Below are 22,278 nucleotides of genomic sequence, written 5' to 3'. Positions count from 1 at the left end.
CATTTAAGGAATTGTAATCCATCGGGGTTCTGATTCAATTCCTCTAATTAATATTCTCAATGCAATTTCACCCGATGGTAAACCACTTGGTATTTGAATATCAATAGTGGTATTTGAAGTAATTTTAAATTCACCTGAAGCCGGAAGAACCGCATTAGATAATACAAGTTTTGTTTCTCCGATATAAACTTGAATATCATCTACAGTTAATCCCGTATGTTGAAATACATTACAAGTTACTGAAAAGACACCCGCTATTAAAGGGCTAATCGCACTGATTCGGGGCATTACTGAAAAAGGAAACTGGTTAGAAACATGATTAAATATTTTGATTGTTCCATTAGGTAAAGTCCTTTCTTCAGTGATACTTACTTGAGCTGAATAAAGTCCCGGAATAATATCTACAGGTGTTAAAGCATTCACCAGATTTGCTGTGGGTTGAACAACAATAGTGAAGAGATTTTCAGAAACAATAGTTGCTTGCCAAGAGTCATCTGCCAAGGCAGGTTCCGGCCATAAAGGACTTATCACTAACAATTTTATATTATTTCCATAAAAGCCTGTTCCAAAAAAACTCACCTTACTATTGGTGATATCAGGAAACATAAATGCAGGAATTGCTTGAGCCGGACTAATTTTTACCTGACTTAAAGTAGCTTCTCCCGGCATCATATATTCAATTATACTTTCGCTGGAAGTAATTTGAGGTAATCCTCTTACGAATACAAAATTGCCATAAGAAAGTACCCTGCCTGCATAGGACTTTTGCTTTTCCGGCTCAAGAAATACAGCGGAAACTTCATAATAAGCCGAAAGCCTGACGGGTGATTCCGCTGCGGCCCAGTATTGAACAGATTCACTTGGCGTGAGTGTTTGAAGAGTAATTTTGATATTGATTTTTTTACCGGTGGTAGTTGTTTTTATTTCGGAATGATCGTGTAAAGATTTCATTGCCACACTCATCAAATTCTGCTCATCATAGGCATCCTTTTCATTATTAATATTTGTGCTGTTTGCCGATAATTGATAAAATAAATTCAATGCCATTGGGGTATATTTCACGGGAGGATTATCATTTCCGGGAGCAGGAAAATTCTTATAGTGGCTGCTTTCATTTGCATGAAATAAATAAAATCCAATTCCATTATTTTGATCCCTTAGCAATTCAGGAAGCACTTTTAAAGTTGGCGGCCAATTTTCAGTATCATTTACTGCTGTTTGAATTACTGCAATAATTGTTTCGCTTATCTCTTTTAAAGAAGTATAATCCATACTACATTTGACCTAAGCCAAAAGACAGTTTATTTGATTTTGATGAATTTGGTTTAGCGTTTTGAGAAACAATCCTTGTAATTATTTTGGGAGGAGAAATTGTTTTGGGGGATATAATCTCAACTATAATTTTTCCAATTACAAGCTTAGGACTTGCTATTTGATTTCTATTATGAACCAGTTGCTTGTTTTTATTTGCCCCCATATTAGAAACAATTCTCTCCACTCCTTTTTATTTGAAATCAATTTATTGGAACTTAGAGATTGAATTTGAGAAGGCAAAATAAATTCAGGATTCTCTTCAGTATATGATTTACTATTTGAATAATCCTCCTCGCTTAAAATACTCTTTGTGGAATTTGGAGTTAGATTGCCTAATGGCTGTTTAGGTTTTTTAAGCGATTTTGCCGAGTCTTCATATTTCATTTCCTCAGAGGTGTAATGGTTATTAATTGCAGCATCTTTATTTTCAAAATCATTTATTCTGTCGATGTGCTTTAATAAATAGGAAGTAACATTATTATTCTTAAGCTCAGGTGTTTCATTTTTTTCCAAAATTGATTGTTTCGGTTGAGGTTGAATAGTTAAAAGGTCTTGTTGGAAATCTTCATTCTTCTGAGCAAATTCAGTTGGCTTTAATTTCTCTCTCTCATCAATTAATGCTTTTTCATTACTGAGAGTATTTGTTGAAATTATTGGTAATAATGAATGATTATTTTCTTGATTGTTTCTAGCTGCAAGCTTTGCAAAGTAGTTATTCATAATCAGCTTTCAATTAAGGCAGCATATTGTTTTCTTAAATTTCTGGGCAATTCCAAAATTTCCTGATGTGACCAATGATAATGAGATGCTATTGAATGTATTTCTCTTAATAAGGTGGATTTTTCCTGATTGAGTTTTGTAAGGAAAAAGGATTGAATATCAAACCGAACTTCTTGGACATGGCTACATTCCGGACAAATGGTTTGCATATTCATTGTAAGTAAGGGTGCAAGTTCCGCCATTTTCTGCTGAACTTTTTCTTTATCCGTTTCAATGTCTCCCATGAGTAAACATCTTTCAAATAATTGCTTTTCTGCTTCTTCAATATTGAGTCCTTCAATTAGAATTTCATCTTCACCATTGGGAAGCCTGAAACAAACTCCAGATTCTAATTCATATTTACCACTGTTAAGTAAAATGCTAGTAGATGGTTGATAATGTTGAAGAAGCTCATCGAGCCTAAAATCAAGATCAAATTTCTGATCACATTCTTTACAGCTTACCGTACTTTCAATTTTGGCACCATACAAAGAGATATAGAAGAGTGCTAATAAACGATCTCGATCTGCAGTTACAATTTGGGAAGAATTAATCTTATTAGTTGATTGCTCTGATTGAATTAAAGATTCGAGAAAACTTAACAGATTTTTTGTTCCAGTATTTTGAATTACTATTTCATCCCTACCTCTCAAACTCCTTAAAGTAATAGACTCAACTCCTGGAGTTAACCTCAATGGAATTAACAAATCTTCTGTATCACTCATTATCAATCTCTTAAGTTTGCGAAGGTTCAGGAATTTCTACATCACGCTCCCAACCTTCATTTTGCAAAACCATTTGCTCAATAGCGACAGCATTTCCACCGGCATCTAATTCTGGCAGTGCCTGATAAGTGGAAACCCAACAGCGATATACTTTATACGCTTTTGCAACTACACCTTGCTCATTGAGCAATTCAATAATAATATCCTTGCGAAAATCTTTTAAGGAGATAGCAGAGTCGCCTTCCACGTTCCACACTTTTTTTGCCCAGTTTTCAAATTCCGGATCATGTGTTACTCCTCTATCAAGAGTAATGGGTTCGAAACTCCAAACACTTGGGCTTAGTCTGGAACTGCTGGGATCACCACCTTCCCTATGTTTTACGGGTTCGGTGGATTGTTTTAATCCGGTTACTTTACTCACACCCGCAACGACTTTTCCGTCCCAACGAATTCGGAATTTAAAATTTTTGTAGGGGTCAAAGCGATACGCATTAACCACAAATTGAGGAACCGCCATAATTATTGTTTTAAAAAGTTAAACCTGTATTTGTCCAGTCATTTGTTGCAGATATAGAATTACGAATTCAGCAGGTTTTAAAGGAGCAAATCCTACCCAAATATTTACTATACCTAAGTTGATATCATTTTGTGTAGTTGTTTCACTGTCGCATTTCACAAAGTATGCATCTTGCTTCTTTGTTCCCTGAAATGCTCCCTGACGAAACAAGTTGTGCATAAATGCTCCGACATTCAATCGTACTTGTGCCCAAAGTGGCTCATCATTGGGTTCGAAAACAACCCATTTTAAACCTCGATAAAGACTCTCTTCTATAAACAGCGCTGTTCGGCGAATGGGAATGTATTTATACTCACTAGCAAAATCATCATCACCATCCATAGTCCGGGCACCCCAATTTACTATACCGTTTGGAAAAATCCGGATTATATTAATTCCTCTCGGATTCATTACACCGTTTTCTGAATCACTGAAACGATATTCAAGACCAGTAATTCCCCGAAGATCCGCTTCCGTACCTGCAGGTGCTTTCCAAACACCACGGTTTGAATCTGTTCTTGCCATTAGCCCGGCAATTGCACCACTGGGTCCTACATTAATAGTAACTCCATTTTCATTTACGGTTAATCGGGGGAAAATACAGCACTGTGGTCTTTAACTAAACTTGTGCGGAGTGAATTAACACCATCCGTAACATGAGTGGCTTCTTGATAAGTTGTCCATTCTTCACGGGGATCCATTAACAAGAAGGCTCGTCTTCGCAAACAAAACTCACTTGCCAATGCCCAAACATCTTCCTGATCAATTGAATTATCTTTTGGAATAATCATAAGATTAAATAAATCTACTTCCTTATCTATTACATCATAGGCTGCAGTATATTCATTATTGGTTAAAGGTGTTATACCATCGCTTCCTCCAGCCAGTTGAGTATCTGCTGTATTATCAGGAGCAAATTGATTGAAAGTTGGAGGAACAGTGGCCGGAACAATTTCATTTGAAGTTAAAACTGCCCATTTATAATTGACATACGTGGGAGCATACTTTTGATTAGTAGGATTCATTGACAGACCTGTCCATTTCTGGTTATCTGTTTTAATTCCAGCAATATCTCTATAAAGTTCAAGATCGAAAGTGCCATTTACACCAGTAGTGGAGTTGGTAATTATCAAATGAATTGATTCACCTAAATCGCCAGGATATTTTGCTGAAACTGTTAAAGAATCTGCCGGAGCCCCTTCACCATCTTGAATAGTTAACAATGCTGTATCAATATTTGCCCCAATGCGATTAACATAGCATCTAGTACCTCCATTTATAAAAAATAGCCGAACAGCTCTTGCCATATCACCCTGCGATATATCTTCAGTGAATGTGCGTAGGAATTCGGTGTAATTCAGACATGAAATAGGCTCATTTACAGGCCCCCATTTTGTGCGTCCGATAAACATTGCAATGGATGTGCTGACTCCGGCAATGGTTCGTACCCCACTGGGCACTTCTTGAACATACACTCCGGGATATGTTGGTTGTATTGGCATAATTTACCTCTTTAGAATAATTAAGAATTTTATGTTTGAATAGTTAGAAATGTATTTGTTAGGCAGTAACTTATTGTGATATAGCTTCGCCCCTTCAGTCCCAACCCGATCTTTTCTTCTCAAAAAATAAAGCAGAAAGGAAAATCAATTTATTTTTTCTTTTTCACATTACAACTTTACATTAGTTTGCCCAACTTTAATCTTAATCCTATTGGAATTGATTTCTTTGAGATTGTTTCAATTATTTGTCTTTAATTAACATCAGAGTAAATGAATTCTAAACTTTTTTAATAAAAGATCAGGTAAAGATTATAAATCCCAAAGATGGTTTACAAGCCTTATTAGACTAATGGGAGATTATACGGAACGAAAGATTTGAATTTAGGAATTAACGGGAATTAAAGATGTTCGATTTGGCCAAGAAATTCCTTTTTCCTTCTTTTGGCAACAGGCACCCAAGAACCATTCAGCATAAGCACATTTCCTTCGTTGTGATACTTACGTACCATTTTTAAATTAATAAGATGGGATTTATGGGGTGAATAAAAACCATGGCAATCCAATCGTTTTATAAATTCACCTAAATTATAAGAGCTTATCAGATCTGTTTTGTCAACCGTAATGACACGGGTATATTTTTGCATTCCTTCGCAGCGTATGATGTCCTTAACAGGAATGTATTCGTAACCTTCAATTGTTGGTATTCCAATTATTTCTTGCAGTACAAATTTCTTCAATGCGTTATTGTCCGTTACGTTATTTTGCTTATTAACTTTTTTATCTTGTATTCTCTGAGTTGCATAATTTACTGAAGTAATAAGCTTTTTCAGTTTTATAGGTTTAAGCAGATACCCGGAAGCACAGCAATTTAATGCTTGAATTGCAAATTTTTCCGAATTGGAAGTCACTATTATTTCGAAAGCAGAAGGATAATAATGATTAAAGGTTTCTAACCCTTTAAGATGAGGCATATCTACATCAAGAAACACTAAATCTGGATGTATTTTTTCTATACAATTAATTGCGTCAGTATAGTTATTGGTTGTGCCAACTATGGAAACTAGAGGACAGCTTTCACAAAGTAAACTCTCTAATGTATTGCTAGAGTTATTGTCATTTTCAATAATTAATGTGGAGATCATCTTGGTTTAATTAATTAAGTATAATTAACATATATTAAAAATAGCGAGGTAAGATAGAAAGAATTTATTCAACATGAAAAAATATTTCTATAGAGTAAAAAGATGGATTGTGTATCAAAGCTTGAAAGGGCTTGTTCTTGATTGGCCACATATTTTAGTATTAATACTTCCAACCTTTTTGTAAAACGATAAAATTGGATTATTTCAATCTATAGAAAGAGTTTTTAATGAATATATCTTAGAAGTAAAATTCAAATTCTCAACTCATCCTCTAATTTTAAACTATAAATTTGATTTTTTTTCACTATCATTTTTATCAAGTTTAAAAAACCCACTTGCAAATTCAAATCATAAAATGTTCATTGATAAAACTGAAATTTTAAACAAGCTTTGTTACACTGAATTCGTTTATGAAAGAATTAATAAAAAATTGAATTGTAGATATTCAAAATCTGAAATTGAAAAAATGCTCTCTGCAATAATTGAAGAAACTCAAATAGATTTTTTCCAGAGAATAGGTAAAAACATCTATGTAATGAATAATGCTAACAATATTAAAATAACTATAAATCAAAATACATATAGAATTATTACAGTTGATAAAATTTTTAAAACTTAAGATTAAATCCTTATAAACTGATACATAAATTCAATCATCACATAAATCCCTAAAAACTTTTTTTTAACCAGCCTGTTGATATTTGCTTAAAAAAAACAATATGGATAGCATCAACAAAAATCAACAAGAAGAAAATCATGAAGACCTTCATGGTAAAAAAGCTGCTGAAAAAATAAAAGAACTGGCAGATAATAATACTTGCTTTTTCTGCACCGGAATTACCACCGGAAAATCTGTAACTGTTAGACCTATGGCAGTACAAAAAGTGGATGATAATGGAAATTTGTGGTTCTTGAGTGCTAATGACAGTCATAAGAATTTAGACATAAACATTGATCCTAAAGTACAATTACTCTTTCAGGGTTCTTCTTATTCTGACTTTTTGAGTATTTATGGCAAAGCCACAATTTCTACTGATAAAAATTTAATAAAAGAGCTATGGAATCCATTGATTAAAACTTGGTTTACAGAAGGAATTGATGATCCAAGAATTACTGTTATTAAAGTTACTGCAGAGGATGGTTATTATTGGGACAATAAACATGGAAATGCCATTGCAATGTTGAAAATTGCTGCGGGTGCGATAATGGGTAAAACTTTGGATGATTCTATCGAAGGGAATTTAAATATATAAATAATAATAAATGATGCGGTCAATATAAATTTTGATTGCATCATTTTTATTTTAGAATTATTAATTAAACGGCCATCTTAAAACATTCGGTAGCACAAGCCTTACATGGTGTTGCACCTTCCTGACAATGTTCTGTTTTATGTTTGCTGTATTCTTCAGCAAACGCATTACAAATGTCTGCACAAATAGCACAAATCTCTTTTGCCTTACTACTTCCTATACTCATTAATTGCGCAGTGGCATTACAAATCGCAATACATTCCAAATACAACCGAATACATTTTGCCATCATCTTTACATCCTCTTCCTGTGTGCAAGAAGATGCACAATGAGTACAAATAGCAACGCAATTTAAACATGCGTTAATACAACTTTTATAGGTGTGATAATTTTTCGCTGCTTAATTGATTTTAAAGTGAAAAAACAATTTGAAACATCGCTAATTTATAAAAAATATTTATTTTAGTATTATAATTAAACTGATTCATCCTATAACCAAACTACTATGAACAAACCATACAAACCCGCCAACTACAATTCACTTTCGCCATATTTGATAATAGATGATGCACAAAAATTCATTGATTTATTAAAGATCATTTTTGATGCGAAAGAACTTCGTAGATATGATAGTGAAAACGGAAAAATTATGCATGCTGAATTGCAGTTGGATGATTCTGTAATTATGATTAGTGATAGCACTGATAATTATGCAGCAAATAAAACAATGTTGCATTTTTATGTTCCTGATGTTTTTAAAACATTTGCTAATGCAATTGAAAATGGTTGTAAAATAATTGACAAGCCTGTTAATAGAGAAGGTGATCCGGATACCCGTGGTTCCTTCTATGATTTTGCCGGCAATTATTGGTCGGTGAGTACGCAGACAAATTAATTTATTTGTGTATTACAAAGTGATATAATTACTTCTTCCCACTGAATTATGAAATACTCATAATATTGAGATGGAAGTTTTGTATTATCGCAAACATAGATTCTCAGTATGAAAAAAACCTCCTTTAAAACCATTTCAAAATCACAGCGATTGGGAATGAGTTCAGCCGATATTGAATTTTTGCGCAATGCAGCAAGTATGGATTCCCCTGCTGTGTATGATTTGATGGAGAGTGATGAGAAGGGTTTATCGCAAGAGGAAGCAGAAGATCGCATCTTGAAATTTGGTTTAAATGAAGTGGATTATGATCGCTCTCCTTCGTGGGTGAAACAATTAATAAAATCATTTGTCAATCCATTTATTTTAATCCTGCTTTCTATCGTAATCATTTCATATATCATGGATGTATGGTTGGTAGTGCAGGGCGAAAAAGATTATAAAACTGTTCTTGTTATTTCCATAATGGTTTTGATAAGTGGGTTACTTAGTTTCTTTCAGGAATACAGAAGTAATCGTGCTGCAGAACAATTAAAAAACATGGTAAAAACAACCGCTGCTGTTCTTCGAAAATATGTCGGTAGAAATGAGTTGGATATGAAGATGCTGGTGCCGGGTGATATAGTGTATTTATCTGCGGGTGATATGATTCCTGCTGATTGTCGCATAGTGCAAAGTATTGATTTATTTATTGGTCAGTCCATGTTAACAGGTGAATCATTACCCATCGAAAAAAGTGCAAATGCAATTTCTGAAATTGGAAATAAACCAGTAATAGAATTAAATAATTTATGTTTTATGGGAACAACTGTTGAGAGTGGCGCAGCAACGGCGGTGGTTATTACTACAGGTTCTAGTACATATTTCGGAAGCATTGGCAGAAGTTTAGTTGGTGAAAATCCGGCAACTAGTTTTGATCTCGGCATTAATAAAGTAAGTACTTTACTTATTCGGTTTATGCTAATTATGGTGCCCGTTATTTTTCTGGTTAATGGATTGGTAAAAGGAGATTGGATGGAAGCATTGCTTTTTTCAATTGCAGTTGCTGTTGGGTTAACACCGGAAATGTTACCCGTAATTGTAACTGCCAATCTTGCCAAAGGTGCGTTAAGCATGAGCAAACAGAAAGTGATTGTGAAGCGCTTAAATGCCATTCAAAATATTGGTGCAATGGATATGCTTTGCACCGATAAAACAGGTACACTTACTCTGGATAAAATTGTTTTGGAACAACACTTAAATGTATTTGGTGTAGAAGATGATGAAGTATTAAAATGGGCATATCTGAATAGTTATCATCAAACAGGTTTGGTTAATTTAATGGATAAAGCGGTGTTGGAACATGTGGAGTTGAATGATTATTTAAAGGTGAAAGAATACTACCAAAAAGTAGATGAAATTCCTTTTGATTTTCAACGCAGAAGAATGAGTATTATCCTTAAACAAAAAAACAATACACATCTGTTAATCTGTAAAGGTGCTGTGGAAGAAATGTTATCTCTATGCACACATAGTTTTAATCCGGGTGAAGACAGGCAACTGCATATTAAGCGAGATGAAATAATACAAATAACTTCAGAAATGCGGGCAGGTGTTTTGGAAACTGCAAATAAGCTCAATGAAAAAGGTCTGCGTATTTTACTGCTTGCTATTCGTGAATTTGATGGCGATCATCCTCTCAATTATGGAGTGGCTGATGAAAGTAATTTAATCTTCACAGGATTTATTGGGTTTCTTGATCCTGCAAAACCATCGGCAAAACCAAGTATAGCCGCATTACGCAAATTAAATGTCCCGGTAAAAGTATTGACTGGTGATAATGATACTGTTACAAAAAAGATTTGTACTGATGTTGGAATTCCAATTCAAAATATAATTCTGGGGGATGAATTGGATTTAATTTCTGATGAAGAATTAACTGCACGAGTGGATGATATTTCCATATTTGCAAAGATGAGCCCCTTACAAAAAGTGCGTATTGTAAAATCCTTAAAAGCAAAAGGACACACTGTAGGATTTTTGGGTGATGGCATTAATGATGCGCCTGCATTAAAAGAGGCCGATGTTGGAATTACTGTTGATACAGCAGTGGACATTGCAAAAGAAAGTTCTGATATTATTTTGCTTGAAAAAGATTTGATGGTACTTAAAAAAGGTGTTGAATACGGACGTCAAACTTTTGGAAATATTATTAAATATATTAAGATGGCTACAAGCAGCAATTTCGGAAATGTATTTAGTATTCTTGGTGCAAGTGCATTCTTACCTTTTTTACCAATGTTACCAATTCAGATTCTTGTACAAAATCTGTTATACAGTGTTTCTCAAACTTCTATTCCCTGGGATAAAATGGATACAGACTATTTAGAAAAACCTAAAAAATGGGATGCTTCCGGCATTCGCAAATTTATGATTTATATAGGACCAACAAGTTCCATTTTCGATTACATTTTATTTGCAGTGATGTTCTTTATTTTTAAAGCCAACAATCCGGAACATCAAAGTTTATTTCAAACCGGTTGGTTCGTAGAAGGCTTGCTTTCTCAAACATTAATCGTCCATATGATACGCACAAAGAAAATTCCATTTATTCAAAGTTGGGCATCAGCACCAGTAATTGCACTCACTTCTTTAATAATGATTATCGGAATAATAATTCCATTTACACCTTTAGCGGAAATTCTATTTATGCAGCCTTTGCCACTTGCATATTTCCCTTGGTTAATAGGAATTCTAACTGCATATTGTTTATTAATTCAGTATATGAAAAATTGGTATATCCGAAAATTTAATCAGTGGTTATAGAAGAAAGTATAAAAATAAAATTGCATTACTATCAAATTAAAAAAGAAAACATCTTTACTGTAACTTAGATAAATAATACGAATGAATTAAAGAGTATTTTATAATCAAATTAAAAATTAGTGATTACACTTATCGCATATTAAATAATTAAAATAAGCATCATGAAAAAATTAAAATTGACTTTTCTACTATTGCTATCAGTGAGTATAGGTCAACAAATTTTTGCACAACAATCTTACACGCAAGAAGCTACCTATGTTGGAATTCTCAGTGAAAATTTTAATTACTATGCATCCAGTCAGCGAAATTCTAATTGGTGCTGGGCTGCATCATTACAAATGATATTTAATTATTACGGTATCAACATCACTCAAGAACAAATTGTAGAAAGAAGTTATGGTTCTGATCCTTATGGAAATTTACCAAACTGGACCGGAAACTTTGAAGTGATAACTGCCAACTTAAATAATTGGAATGTTGACAATAACGGAAGGCAGTATGAAGTATATGCAACATTAAATTTTGGGGCTCCTACTCCATCCTATTTAATCGAAGAACTTGCGAATCAACATCCTGTTTTAATTGGCTATCAATCGAGTCCGAATTCAGGTCATGCTGTTGTAATTACTGCTTGCAGTTATTTAGAAACAGATTATGGTCCGATGATTCAATCCATTGTTGTAAGGGATCCATGGCCAAATGAAGAAAATTCTCAAAATGGTGGTCGTGTGGAATATCCGGGAATTGATTTAGCAAATTTAATTCAGGCGCATTGGTATATCAGAGTTAATTAACAGAAAATAAATATTCAATCACGAAATTATAATTCGTGAATTAGTAAAGCACATTTTAAAATTATGAACAAACCATTATATCAATTTTTTACAGAAGATCATCATCGTATTGATAATTTATTGAATAAAGCAATTGAAAAATCCGGTGAAATAAATATGGACTATTATCTTCAATTCCGAATAAAATTATTGACGCATATTAAGATGGAAGAGAAAACACTTTTCCCCGCTGCAAAAAGTGTAGATGATTCAGTGATGAAAGAAATAATTCCACGATTTCGACTTGAGCATGGCGCACTCACCGCATTAATGGTTCCACCGCCAACGATGTCCTTGATAAAAGCAATATGTTATGTTTTAGAAAAACATGATTTAGCAGAAGAAGAACCGGGTGGATTATATAATGTATGTGAAGCATTAACGCAAGGGCAAACGCAAGAGATATTAAATCAACTTGCACTTACAGAAGATGTGCCTGTGCATCCACCAAATCCGGCACCTATTGCATTAGAATCTGCTAAGCGTGCATTGGAAAGAGCAGGTTATAATTATGATGAAATTATTGGGAACACTCTCGAATAAAAATCTGATAGAATATTATAAACATGAATAAAAAAAGGGAGCTCATTATAGCTCCCTAAATATATTATGCTTTTACTTTAATCACCCTCACCTTCCATTCGTCGGGACCTTTTTCTAAATATTCCCATTTAAAAGGCTCTTCACTTTCGGCTTCCATTTGATAATACAATGGCTTAGGATCATGATCATTAATAAATTCAAAAGCTTCACCTACTTTAATATCCGCAAAAGCTTTATAAAACATTTCATGACGTTCAGTTGGCGGATAAGGACGCAAATCAAATTCATTCACCACTGAAAAACCATCATCACCCAAACCACTTTTCACTTTTTTAGAAATATGAATAACATATTCACCGTCTTCCTGCTTTTTATAAATCCAGGAATGTTGTCCTTCAAATTTCATCACAAATATTCCATGAATTTCTTTCGGATCTTCAGCAGCAATTATTTCCATAGTATCGCCTTGCTCCATCATTCCATAGCGATGAAATACAATTTGTTTCCATTCCTCTTTCTTTGCTTTGCGCAAATCGAGTAAAGTAGATATATCCGTAAATTCTCTGCCTTGAGATGCTTCTGTGCGGGTAACTCTCACCTTCCATTCTCTCCCACCACGATTCAAATATTCCCATCCAACCACATCTCCGTAAATCGAACGAAACTCATAGTAGAGCGGAATAGGATCATGATCGTTGATGAAAATAAAATTTGCATCTACTGGTAATTCTTTAAAAAGCTGTATCAACTTTTTATGTCTTTCAATTGGGATTAACACCCGCATATCCAATTCTTCTTGTTGTATTTGATTTTCCATATTTGGTAATTATTATAAATTAATTAATAGATTCTTTTTTATTATGAATCTGGTAATATTAATGAATTAAGTATTAAAATAGTTTAACAACATCCTATTATGTATTGGTAAGGGTATTTTAAATTTTTAATAAATAATAAACTCATTAATCCGTATAGTATTTTCGCAGAGAAATATCATTAATAAAAAAATCAATTTTCAATAACTCTTAAAATTTTTAGCATGAACTCAGAAAATTTCACTACTAATATTCTTGTAAATAAAGATGCAAATTCAGTTTATCTATATATTAAAAATTTTAAACAATGGTGGTCTGAAGACATAGAAGGGAATACAGATCAACTGAATGAAAAATTCTTTTATCATTATAAAGATGTGCATTTATGTAACATACAACTTATAGAAAATTCACCTAATAAAAAATTGATCTATTTAATTTTAGATAATCATTTCAATTTTACTAATGACAAAACAGAATGGACAAATACTTTATTAATTTTTGAAATTCAACCAGAAGGTGAACAAACCCGAATACTATTTACACACCAAGGATTAACTCCTCAATATGAATGTTTTGAAATTTGTAAAGAAAGTTGGACGAATTATATTGAGAAAAGTTTGAAAGACTATATTGAAACTGGAATAGGGCATCCCAATCCGAAAGATAAAGATGGATTCAATGCAAAAATTGTCGAGAAATGGAAACTGAAATAGAAAATACTTTTAGCCATTGTGAAAATTAATAATTTGATAAAAAAGCATTTATAAAGTTTGGTTAATAAACCAGGTGTTTAAAAAAAAATATATTATCTCCTATTTATTTAATTTATAAAAATATAAATAACAACTCATAATTTAAGAACCTATTAATTATCTTCACACAGAAATAAAACTCAACATTATGTCGTACAAAATAGGAACAAAAGAAAAACCAATGGTGCTGAAAACACCACCATTAAGCAGCGAATACACTATGCATGTAGAAGAAAAAGATGGGAAAGAAATTTTGGTTTGCACTGTTGGGAAAACCATTTTACATTATAACATTAACTGTTTGGACGACTTGCATACGATGCTTAAAAAACATGGTGACTGGATGGAACTTGGAAGTGTTGATGAACAAAAATCTGCGAAGGATAATACAGTGGAAGCATGGGGTCGATCAGATAAAAATCCGACTGGTGGTTGGTATGGTTTAAAGAAAGGTTTTCGTGGTCGTTTTGGAATGTATATTCCACCCTTGATGGAAGCACTCGGTCTTGCAGAAGTAACTCATGATGCACGGGGAAATAAAATGAAAGCGAAATAATTCTATAATTGAAACAATATGCAAACAGATTTTAAAAAACAATACAAAACAACTTTTAATGCACCGGTTGAGAAGGTATGGAATGCATTAACCAATCCAGAAATTGTAAAACAATATTTTTTCGGAACTGATTTAATTACTGATTGGAAAGTGGGTAGTCCAATAATTTTTCAGGGTGAATGGGAAGGTCAGAAATATAAAGATCAGGGTAAAGTTTTGGAATATGAACCCAACAAAGTACTTACTTATACCTACTTGAGCAATTGGAGTAATAAAGAAGATAAACCGGATAATTATTTATGGATTAGATATGAAGTAAAAGATTTGGGAGACAAAACAGAGTTAGTGATTACACAATCAAATTATGATGCAGAAAAAGCAGAACATTCAGCAAGTAATTGGGCGTCGCTAATGCAGGAAATGAAAAAATTAATAGAATAAATAATTCGCCTCGCAACTTTTATCATGAATGTAATAACAGCATGCTTATGATTTCCTGTTTAAGTAGATAGCGCAAAGTTTATTTACTAATTTTACCGATAAGAATTTAATAAAAATCATGCATGGTGTATGTATAAAATAATTTTGATAATTTCAGTTGTAACAACTTTCATTTTCTCTTCCTGCGACAAAGACATAAAACATTTTAGTACGGTAGATTTTAAATCGATATTTGATGAAACGCAAGTGAGATTAGATAAGGACGGTAATCCTGTTACTCTACCTGCAGGAAATGCTGCACAATCACCTAGAATAAATGAATTGAGCATTCATTATTTAGAATTATCACAGGACGAATTTACTCCCTATAAAAAAGGCGCACAGCTTTATAAATCAGCAGAAACAATTGACGGTGGCGCAGTTGCTATTGATTTTGATTCTGCAATTATTGTTTCAGAAAATGAAATAAGCTTTACAGTTAATATCAACCGTATCGCAAACGATAATTATAATTATGTGCGTGCATCAGTGTCCTATCTGAATTATGATATTGATCTTATTTTAAGGAATATTCCAAGCGTTGGTGATGTAGAAACTACAGGAACGGTCGCATCTTTTATTGGTTACAATACCTACATTCGCACTTTACAAATAATGCAATTAAGCACAGATATTAATGCAAATAAATCGCAAGGGTTCTGGGCTTTTGAAACACATTTAACTGCACCTTACGAATCTTATAATTCAACATACTCAGGTCAATCAATTGGAATTACAACTTGTGTAAATCCGATTGCTGCTACTTCTCCCTTGCCTTTGGGATCAGGTGTGATTACAGGAAAATTTACCGAGCCATTAGTGATTGATGATGAATCTAAAAAGCAAAATCTTACTATTACATTATCCTTTTCAAACAATAATAGTTTTGAATGGGAAGATGTAAATGCCAACGGAATCTGGGATGTGGATGTAGTGAATCCTGCATTAACAGAACAAGTAGTGGATATGGGTTTACGTGGAATGATAGCTACTTTTCATTTCACAGAATAAAAAAATGCAAGCGAATTTCTTTTTCTAACTATCTAACTATACAATGTGAATCGCAATTTACATTTATCTAATTATCTAAATTATCACACATTGAAAGTGTTTTATTCCTTTTCATTTCTTGTTATCATTTCTGTTTTTTTAGGCTGTAAACAACAAGTGAATTGGTCAGCAGAGCAACAAAAAGCCTTTTATGAAATTTGTTATGATGGTACAGTTGAAAATTTTGACACTGTCGTTGCAGAGTCCTATTGTAAATGTATGCTAGCTGCTATCATGGAAAAATATCCCGATCCTGAATCAATTGAAAATATTTCAACTGAAGAAATGGAACAATATGCAAATGATTGTTTACAGTAATTATCTAATTCACTTCAATACTTGTAACTTTTCGAATTAATTTTCCGGATATGCGATTTCTTCGTTTTATATTTTTTGCTTGTATCTCCATTACACTAATTTTCATTTTCAATAATGGAAAAGGAAAATTACCTCCAGTAGGAAAATTATTAGATCCTGTTCATGGCTATATGGCGAATGCAGAAAATAAATATGATTACAAATCACAAGTATTAGAATTGCCCGGATTACATGATCCTGTGCATGTGTATTATGACACCCGTTTGGTGCCCCACATATTTGCTGAAAACGAGCACGACTTATATATGGCTCAAGGATACATTGTTGCTAAACATCGTTTATGGCAAATGGAAATTACTTTCCGTGCAGCATCAGGTCAGCTCTCTGAAATATTAGGTCCGGATTTAATTAATTATGATCGTCTTCAACGTCGTTTAGGAATGGCAAAGGGTGCAGAAAATAAATTAAAAGCAATTCAAGCGGATCCGGAAATTAATGGAATTATAAATGCATATTCCGAAGGTGTGAATGCATATATCGAAACGCTGAAATACGCAGATTATCCTTTGGAATATAAACTGTTGAATTTTAAACCCACGAAGTTCGAACCGTTGCATACTTGTAATTTACTGATGTACATGAGCAATACTCTCGCAGGTTTTGATGATGATGTGGAATACACAAATGCCATTAATTTAATTGGTCGGGAAGATTTTAATTTGTTATATCCGCTTTGGCCAAATGATTTGGAACCCATAATTCCAAAAGGAACTCCATATAATTTTAATGCTTTACAAACCGATACTTCCAATGCATATTATACTGAATCTATTTATGGTATAAATAATCATGAACAACACGACGAAGAACAATCAGGTGTAGGCAGTAATAATTGGGCCATTGCACCTGCTAAAACCAAAAACGGCAATGCTATTTTATGTAATGATCCGCATCTGCAATTAAACTTACCTTCTATATGGTTTGAGATTCAATTAACCACACCGGATAATAATAATTATGGAGTATGTTTTGCCGGTGCGCCTGCGATAATAATCGGATTTAATAATTATATCGCATGGGGCAGTACTAATTCTGGTCGTGATGTACGTGACTGGTATCGCATTACAAATGCAGATAACAATAATTACAAGTATGATAATTCAATAAAACCATTTTCAAAACAAATAGAACATATTAAAGTAAAAGACGGACCAGAAATAATAGATACAGTTTTTTACACGCATCAGGGGCCAATGGTTTATAAAGATTTTGATACTGCGTATTCGGATTGGAATTCATTGGCAATGCGTTGGGCCGCTATTGATATTTCTAATGATTTTAGAGTGTTTTATTTGCTGAACAAATCGAAGAATTATTCCGATTACAGAACTGCCGTTTCCTATTTTGAATGTCCCGGTCAAAACATTGTTTTTGCATCTATCACGGGAGATATCGGTATTACACAAACAGGAAAATATGCAGTGAAGTGGCCGGAACAAGGTCGCTTTGTATTGGATGGAAGTATGCCTGCAAATGAATGGAATACTTATATCCCTTTTTCTCAAAATCCGTTTATTCTTAATCCTACACGAGGGTATGTGAGTTCGGCAAATCAACATCCTACAGATACACTCTATCCTTATTTTTATATGAGCAGCGATTTTGAATTTTTTCGAAATCGTCGCATCAATTTCTTATTAGATTCTATGCAACAAATTACTGTTGAAGATATGATGCTGCTTCAAGGTGATAATTACAATTTAATCGCAGCTGAGTCATTGCCGATACTTTTACGTGCAATTGATGCAATGCAACTTTCGGATAGTGCAAATGTTATTTATGATTCTTTAGGTACATGGAATTATGAAAATAATGCAGAATTAATAACTCCTTCCCTGTTTCAAAAATTCTGGACAACTTTTAATACCATGTTGTGGGATGAGTTTGTTATTCCTAACAATACAAAATCACTTTTATTACCAAGCAATTATGCAACTATTCAATTTATAAAATCCGGATTGGCGGTTAATTATTTCGATATTCAAAATACAAACAAGAAAGAAACTTTTGCAGATATCGCATTAATGGCAATAGAAGAAACCACAATTTGGAAGGATAGTCTTTTGCAATTACATCCCGATAATTTGCAGTGGTATAAATATAAAAATACTTCAATCATGCACTTAGCACAAATACCTGCTTTTAGTCGCACTACAATTAAAAATGGGGGCTATAGAAATATAGTGAATGCCACCAGCGAACGCAATGGACCATCGTGGCGAATGATTGTAGAAATGGATCCAAAACAAATAAAGGCATGGGCAATTTATCCCGGCGGCCAAAGCGGTAATCCGGGAAGTAAGTATTATGATAATTTTATAACTGACTGGGCAAATAATATTTATTATCCACTTCAATTTTATAAAACAGAAAAAGAGGCAGAACATAATGCCTTTTTCACAACAATATTTAAATAACATGAAATTTTTATGGCTGATAGTATCCGGTGTGCTTATTTGTATTGTTTTGCAATTGCTATTACCGTGGTTTGTATTTGCAGGCGTAACATTTTTTATGTTTTTCTTTATTCCTGTAAATAAATTATACAAAGCATTTTTATCCGGTGTTTTGATAGTTTCCATTGCATGGATACTTTTATATATGTGGTTCGATATTCAAAATGCAGGTTTATTAAGTACCCGTATGGCGGAAGTATTTGGACTCAGTAATAAAAATTTATTCCTTCTGATTAGTAGTCTATTGATGGGAATTATTGGTGGCTTCAGTGCATGCGCAGGGTATGCCTTGCGTTGGATAAGAAAATAGTGAATGGTGAATGGTGAATGGTGAAAAAATAATAAGCAATTAGCAAAAGGCAATAAGCAATAAGCAATTGTAAATGGTAAATTGTAAATTGTAAATGAAAAATAATTAATGAATAATCAATAATGAGTGATGAGTTTTTTTTGTCAATAGTCAATGTTAATGGTCAATAGCCAATAGCCAAAGTTTTTCATCAATAGTCAAAGTTTTTTTTCGCCAACAGCCAATAGCTAAAAGTTAATAGCCAAATTCAGTGATGTGTTTTTTTTGTCAATGTCTAAGTCAATAGTCAATAGTCAAAGTTCTATACCCGATACTCGATACCCGATACCATTTTAAAAAAATCAAGTAAAGAATTCAATTTCCTTTTCGAAATTCAACATCGGATTTTTTTTCTGCAATTGCAAAGTAAATTCTACCATTTTCTTTCTAAATTCCTTATGCTGTTCAGTTTTATTGAAAAAGGGTCTGTGTTGAATTGCAGAATTTATTTTGGAAATATTTTCCATCGTTGAATAACAATCTTTACTAATTGCCCACGATTTAAATTTCTCCCATACATAATCAATAGCCATTGCATTGGGATGCACCAAATCTTTTTCAAAAAAACGATAATCACGCAAATCATCTATCACTAATTCATAAGAAGGAAAATAAAAAATATCTTTTTTATTTAAGATTTCATGCAAGGCAGCAAACAGTAAGGACTTGCTTATTGTATTATCCGTAAGCCCATCTTTGATATGCCGTACAGGACTTATGGTAAACACAATTTCAATATCCGCATTCATTTTCTTTAGATAAAATATTATCATCAGATATGCCTCTACTATTTCAATAATTGTGAGAAAACGTTTTTGAAATGTACTTGCCGCTTGTTTGTGATTATTTGCTACTATAGATTTTGTTTCACTAAGCTCATGTATAATCGAAGCACCGAAAGTAATGATGACATGGGTAGTGTTTTGTAACCTAATATGTGATTCATCAATTACAGTATTTATTTTTTGCAATGTTTCTTCTTGAGTATAATCAGCCATTATGCTATGCGCTTCAAATGTGCGATAAACTCCTTCAGATAAAAACAAATCGTCAGCAATAAAATACTTTCTCTTTACAATTCTTTCCAATTGATTGCAAATTGAAACCGGATTATATACAATGCCAAATGGATTTGACAGCACATTAAATTTTAAAGTTCTAAGAGTATTGCTAATATGTTCAGTGAAACAAGAACCGATAGTAAAAATCCGAGAATTATAATTAATAACAATTGCTTCCGATGCCGGAAATAATTCAGTTCGAAATTGCATCATGCATTAGTTAAAGTATCCAATAATTCAAGCAATGAAATATTCACCCCCGAAACGGATCTTGAATATTCATCATACGACATAATTCCCAATCTATTCTTTTTACGCAATTCATTATATTTTGCCTGTAACACAATACAGGTATTACTTGCATCTGCATTATTTTCAGGAATAACTTTCATCATAATGTTTATTGCCAATTCTGTTTTATTAGTTGCAATAAAATTGCGAATTTGTTTAGAAATTTCAGGAGATATACTTGCAATTATCTGTGAATCTAGGTTTACAACTGGTGACGGCGCTGTATTTACTTTTACCGGAGCCAAAATCATTTTAATACCTTCTACAATATTTAAAAACGCTTCATCCTCATCGCTCCATTTTGTAACCGGAACATTTCCTTTTGGCAATGCCTGAAATTTCTTTAAAGGCAAACTCCGGAAATCGCAAGAACGGATAATTACCGGAACAATAATTATTTCACCAGAATTATGTTTTGCAATTGCATTTTCAATTTCGATAGTATGAATATAATTGGAAGCCATAAAATCCGCACTCACTAAAAACAAAATAATATCTGCTTGTTGCAATGCATTCTTAATTTCATTATCCCATTCCTGACCGGGAACTATAACCGTATCTGTCCATAAATTTATTTGGCCGTTTCTTGTTAACCCCGATAAATGTTTTACAAGCTTATCCTTAAACAGCTCATCTTCGTGAGCGTAGGAAATGAAGATATTATTGATTTTGTAGTCAGGCATTTCAATAGCCTCCGATAATATATAGAAATACCATTATCCCTCCCACTATCATAAGTGTTCTTCCTTTTTTACGGCTAGGCTCATCATATTTATAAACGGAGTTATTTTTTGTATAAAGAAAATACGCACCGGCACCAATACCTATAATTGGAATAATACAACCAATGAGTAAAACGATAAATAAGCCATTAGAAAGTTCTTCGCCGGAACCCACAGATGCATGTTGTTTTTCATACATTGTTCTGTTTTCAACTGGAGGATCATTGTAAATAATACGTTCCTGTTTTGGTGCATGGCTTTGTAAAGGAGGAGTATAGATTTCTTCTGCCTTCTCTTTTATTTTTTGTTCCTCCATCATCTTCAACATGCTGATAAATTTTCTTGCATCATCTGCATATTTACCCGTAGGATATTTATTTAAATATTCCTTATATGCATCAATGGCATTTAATGAATTTGTTTTTCTCCAGGCTTGCTCATCTTCCCAAGTAATTAAATATGCATTTACTGCATCATATTTATCCAGCTCATTTATTATATCCAGAAATGAATTGCTTACCGAACGACGTTCACGCATGATTTCGTCATCACTTAAATTTCCTTTTTGTTCTTTTTCTTTTACTAAATACAATCGTTGTGAAGTTGCGATGATAGCCGTTCGCAAATCCCGTTGTTCTATTTTATCCGTTTCTGTAATCGGATTAAATCTATCCAACACATTTTGAAATTCATCAATAGCCTGTTCAAGTTTGTTCATGCTAATTAATCGTTGCATACTTTTTGAAAATTCCAGCATATTAGTTTGTTTTAATTAATTTAAATTTATTCTATTCTGTGAAGTTGGTATTACTTCCTATTCTTTTATGTCGTATGTTTTTTCGAAAATCGTTTTATCAATAGGATACATTTCTCCATGAATTCCCACTATCAGCCAATCTCCCGCTTTACCTTGCATAATTCCTTCCATTGTTTCCACTTCAAATGGTTCTTCTAATTGAATGCATTTTACCGGAATAGGCTTCTTCACTGCCTGAGCAAATTTTAAATCAGGTATATCCCCTTTTTTAAATTTTTTCATAA

At 33.1% G+C, this 22,278-nt stretch carries 26 protein-coding genes; 13 read left to right on the top strand and 13 right to left on the bottom strand.

All coding sequences use genetic code 11. From position 1 onward, the window contains the following. Positions 1 to 3 precede the first annotated feature (3 nt). The 7 genes from IPN31_09660 to IPN31_09630 all read right to left on the bottom strand — a co-directional run bounded on the left by IPN31_09660 (position 4) and on the right by IPN31_09630 (position 5,998). Positions 4 to 1,272 (bottom strand): DUF4255 domain-containing protein, encoded by a 1,269-nt coding sequence (locus IPN31_09660; GenBank protein MBK8682152.1) that lies wholly within the window; start codon positions 1,270 to 1,272, stop codon positions 4 to 6. Positions 1,273 to 1,428: 156 nt separating this feature from the next. After that, complete coding sequence (locus IPN31_09655) at positions 1,429 to 2,034, bottom strand: hypothetical protein (protein MBK8682151.1); 606 nt, start codon at positions 2,032 to 2,034, stop codon at positions 1,429 to 1,431. 2 nt (positions 2,035 to 2,036) lie between these two features. After that, the gene (locus tag IPN31_09650; GenBank protein ID MBK8682150.1) at positions 2,037 to 2,798 is read right to left on the bottom strand and encodes a hypothetical protein; all 762 of its coding nucleotides are present in this window, start codon (positions 2,796 to 2,798) and stop codon (positions 2,037 to 2,039) included. 10 nt (positions 2,799 to 2,808) lie between these two features. Continuing rightward, on the bottom strand, positions 2,809 to 3,315 hold the full coding sequence (locus IPN31_09645) for a phage tail protein (GenBank protein ID MBK8682149.1): 507 nt from the start codon (positions 3,313 to 3,315) through the stop codon (positions 2,809 to 2,811). Positions 3,316 to 3,333: 18 nt separating this feature from the next. Beyond that, positions 3,334 to 3,879, bottom strand: a complete 546-nt coding sequence (locus IPN31_09640; GenBank protein MBK8682148.1) for a phage tail sheath family protein — start codon at positions 3,877 to 3,879, stop codon at positions 3,334 to 3,336. A gap of 59 nt (positions 3,880 to 3,938) precedes the next feature. After that, positions 3,939 to 4,856, bottom strand: a complete 918-nt coding sequence (locus IPN31_09635; protein ID MBK8682147.1) for a hypothetical protein — start codon at positions 4,854 to 4,856, stop codon at positions 3,939 to 3,941. A 398-nt stretch (positions 4,857 to 5,254) separates the two neighbouring features. After that, positions 5,255 to 5,998 (bottom strand): response regulator transcription factor, encoded by a 744-nt coding sequence (locus tag IPN31_09630; protein MBK8682146.1) that lies wholly within the window; start codon positions 5,996 to 5,998, stop codon positions 5,255 to 5,257. A gap of 355 nt (positions 5,999 to 6,353) precedes the next feature. Here IPN31_09630 and IPN31_09625 point away from each other — a divergent pair, with 355 nt between their 5' ends. Together IPN31_09625 and IPN31_09620 are read left to right on the top strand one after the other, a co-directional pair. Next, entirely contained in the window at positions 6,354 to 6,617 is a 264-nt protein-coding gene (locus IPN31_09625; GenBank protein MBK8682145.1) for a DUF3781 domain-containing protein, read from the top strand. 100 nt (positions 6,618 to 6,717) lie between these two features. After that, a complete protein-coding gene (locus IPN31_09620; GenBank protein MBK8682144.1) occupies positions 6,718 to 7,251 on the top strand; it encodes a pyridoxamine 5'-phosphate oxidase family protein in 534 nt (177 codons plus the stop codon). Between the two features lie 64 nt (positions 7,252 to 7,315). On the opposite strand, the gene IPN31_09615 is transcribed toward IPN31_09620, so the two are convergent. Further along, positions 7,316 to 7,618: a four-helix bundle copper-binding protein gene (locus tag IPN31_09615; protein MBK8682143.1), complete on the bottom strand. Its 303-nt coding sequence runs from the start codon at positions 7,616 to 7,618 to the stop codon at positions 7,316 to 7,318. Positions 7,619 to 7,756: 138 nt separating this feature from the next. Between IPN31_09615 and IPN31_09610 the strand changes: the two genes are divergently transcribed. The 4 genes from IPN31_09610 to IPN31_09595 all read left to right on the top strand — a co-directional run bounded on the left by IPN31_09610 (position 7,757) and on the right by IPN31_09595 (position 12,324). Continuing rightward, complete coding sequence (locus tag IPN31_09610; GenBank protein ID MBK8682142.1) at positions 7,757 to 8,146, top strand: VOC family protein; 390 nt, start codon at positions 7,757 to 7,759, stop codon at positions 8,144 to 8,146. Positions 8,147 to 8,254: 108 nt separating this feature from the next. Then, positions 8,255 to 10,948, top strand: a complete 2,694-nt coding sequence (gene mgtA, locus IPN31_09605) for a magnesium-translocating P-type ATPase (GenBank protein ID MBK8682141.1) — start codon at positions 8,255 to 8,257, stop codon at positions 10,946 to 10,948. Between the two features lie 161 nt (positions 10,949 to 11,109). Further along, positions 11,110 to 11,742 (top strand): C39 family peptidase, encoded by a 633-nt coding sequence (locus IPN31_09600; GenBank protein MBK8682140.1) that lies wholly within the window; start codon positions 11,110 to 11,112, stop codon positions 11,740 to 11,742. A 63-nt stretch (positions 11,743 to 11,805) separates the two neighbouring features. Next, on the top strand, positions 11,806 to 12,324 hold the full coding sequence (locus IPN31_09595; protein ID MBK8682139.1) for a hemerythrin domain-containing protein: 519 nt from the start codon (positions 11,806 to 11,808) through the stop codon (positions 12,322 to 12,324). Between the two features lie 64 nt (positions 12,325 to 12,388). Here IPN31_09595 and IPN31_09590 read toward each other — a convergent pair whose 3' ends face one another. Then, a complete protein-coding gene (locus IPN31_09590) occupies positions 12,389 to 13,141 on the bottom strand; it encodes a DUF2249 domain-containing protein (GenBank protein MBK8682138.1) in 753 nt (250 codons plus the stop codon). A 222-nt stretch (positions 13,142 to 13,363) separates the two neighbouring features. On the opposite strand from IPN31_09590, the gene IPN31_09585 reads away from it, so the two are divergent. The 7 genes from IPN31_09585 to IPN31_09555 all read left to right on the top strand — a co-directional run bounded on the left by IPN31_09585 (position 13,364) and on the right by IPN31_09555 (position 19,124). Then, a complete protein-coding gene (locus IPN31_09585) occupies positions 13,364 to 13,855 on the top strand; it encodes an SRPBCC domain-containing protein (GenBank protein MBK8682137.1) in 492 nt (163 codons plus the stop codon). Between the two features lie 187 nt (positions 13,856 to 14,042). Beyond that, positions 14,043 to 14,450 (top strand): hypothetical protein, encoded by a 408-nt coding sequence (locus IPN31_09580; GenBank protein ID MBK8682136.1) that lies wholly within the window; start codon positions 14,043 to 14,045, stop codon positions 14,448 to 14,450. A gap of 18 nt (positions 14,451 to 14,468) precedes the next feature. Continuing rightward, a complete protein-coding gene (locus IPN31_09575) occupies positions 14,469 to 14,891 on the top strand; it encodes an SRPBCC domain-containing protein (protein ID MBK8682135.1) in 423 nt (140 codons plus the stop codon). 129 nt (positions 14,892 to 15,020) lie between these two features. Beyond that, positions 15,021 to 15,941, top strand: coding sequence for a hypothetical protein (locus tag IPN31_09570; GenBank protein ID MBK8682134.1), 921 nt, complete (start codon positions 15,021 to 15,023; stop codon positions 15,939 to 15,941). 45 nt (positions 15,942 to 15,986) lie between these two features. Further along, the gene (locus tag IPN31_09565) at positions 15,987 to 16,298 is read left to right on the top strand and encodes a hypothetical protein (GenBank protein MBK8682133.1); all 312 of its coding nucleotides are present in this window, start codon (positions 15,987 to 15,989) and stop codon (positions 16,296 to 16,298) included. A 50-nt stretch (positions 16,299 to 16,348) separates the two neighbouring features. Beyond that, positions 16,349 to 18,775, top strand: a complete 2,427-nt coding sequence (locus IPN31_09560) for a penicillin acylase family protein (GenBank protein ID MBK8682132.1) — start codon at positions 16,349 to 16,351, stop codon at positions 18,773 to 18,775. A 1-nt stretch (position 18,776) separates the two neighbouring features. Beyond that, positions 18,777 to 19,124 (top strand): hypothetical protein, encoded by a 348-nt coding sequence (locus IPN31_09555; protein MBK8682131.1) that lies wholly within the window; start codon positions 18,777 to 18,779, stop codon positions 19,122 to 19,124. A gap of 341 nt (positions 19,125 to 19,465) precedes the next feature. On the opposite strand, the gene IPN31_09550 is transcribed toward IPN31_09555, so the two are convergent. The 4 genes from IPN31_09550 to IPN31_09535 are packed head-to-tail and all read right to left on the bottom strand — an operon-like array spanning position 19,466 to position 22,276. After that, on the bottom strand, positions 19,466 to 20,434 hold the full coding sequence (locus tag IPN31_09550; protein ID MBK8682130.1) for a GSCFA domain-containing protein: 969 nt from the start codon (positions 20,432 to 20,434) through the stop codon (positions 19,466 to 19,468). Further along, positions 20,434 to 21,198, bottom strand: coding sequence for a toll/interleukin-1 receptor domain-containing protein (locus tag IPN31_09545; protein ID MBK8682129.1), 765 nt, complete (start codon positions 21,196 to 21,198; stop codon positions 20,434 to 20,436). Before IPN31_09545 ends, IPN31_09550 begins: the two co-directional genes overlap by 1 nt. A 1-nt stretch (position 21,199) precedes the next feature. Next, a complete protein-coding gene (locus IPN31_09540) occupies positions 21,200 to 21,994 on the bottom strand; it encodes a hypothetical protein (GenBank protein MBK8682128.1) in 795 nt (264 codons plus the stop codon). Between the two features lie 57 nt (positions 21,995 to 22,051). Beyond that, complete coding sequence (locus IPN31_09535) at positions 22,052 to 22,276, bottom strand: hypothetical protein (GenBank protein MBK8682127.1); 225 nt, start codon at positions 22,274 to 22,276, stop codon at positions 22,052 to 22,054. Between the last annotated feature and the right edge of the window lie 2 nt (positions 22,277 to 22,278).

It is taken from the genome of Bacteroidota bacterium (assembly GCA_016715425.1).
GTDB lineage: Bacteria > Bacteroidota > Bacteroidia > Chitinophagales > BACL12 > JADKAC01.
This window is presented reverse-complemented; position numbering and strand designations above follow the sequence as displayed.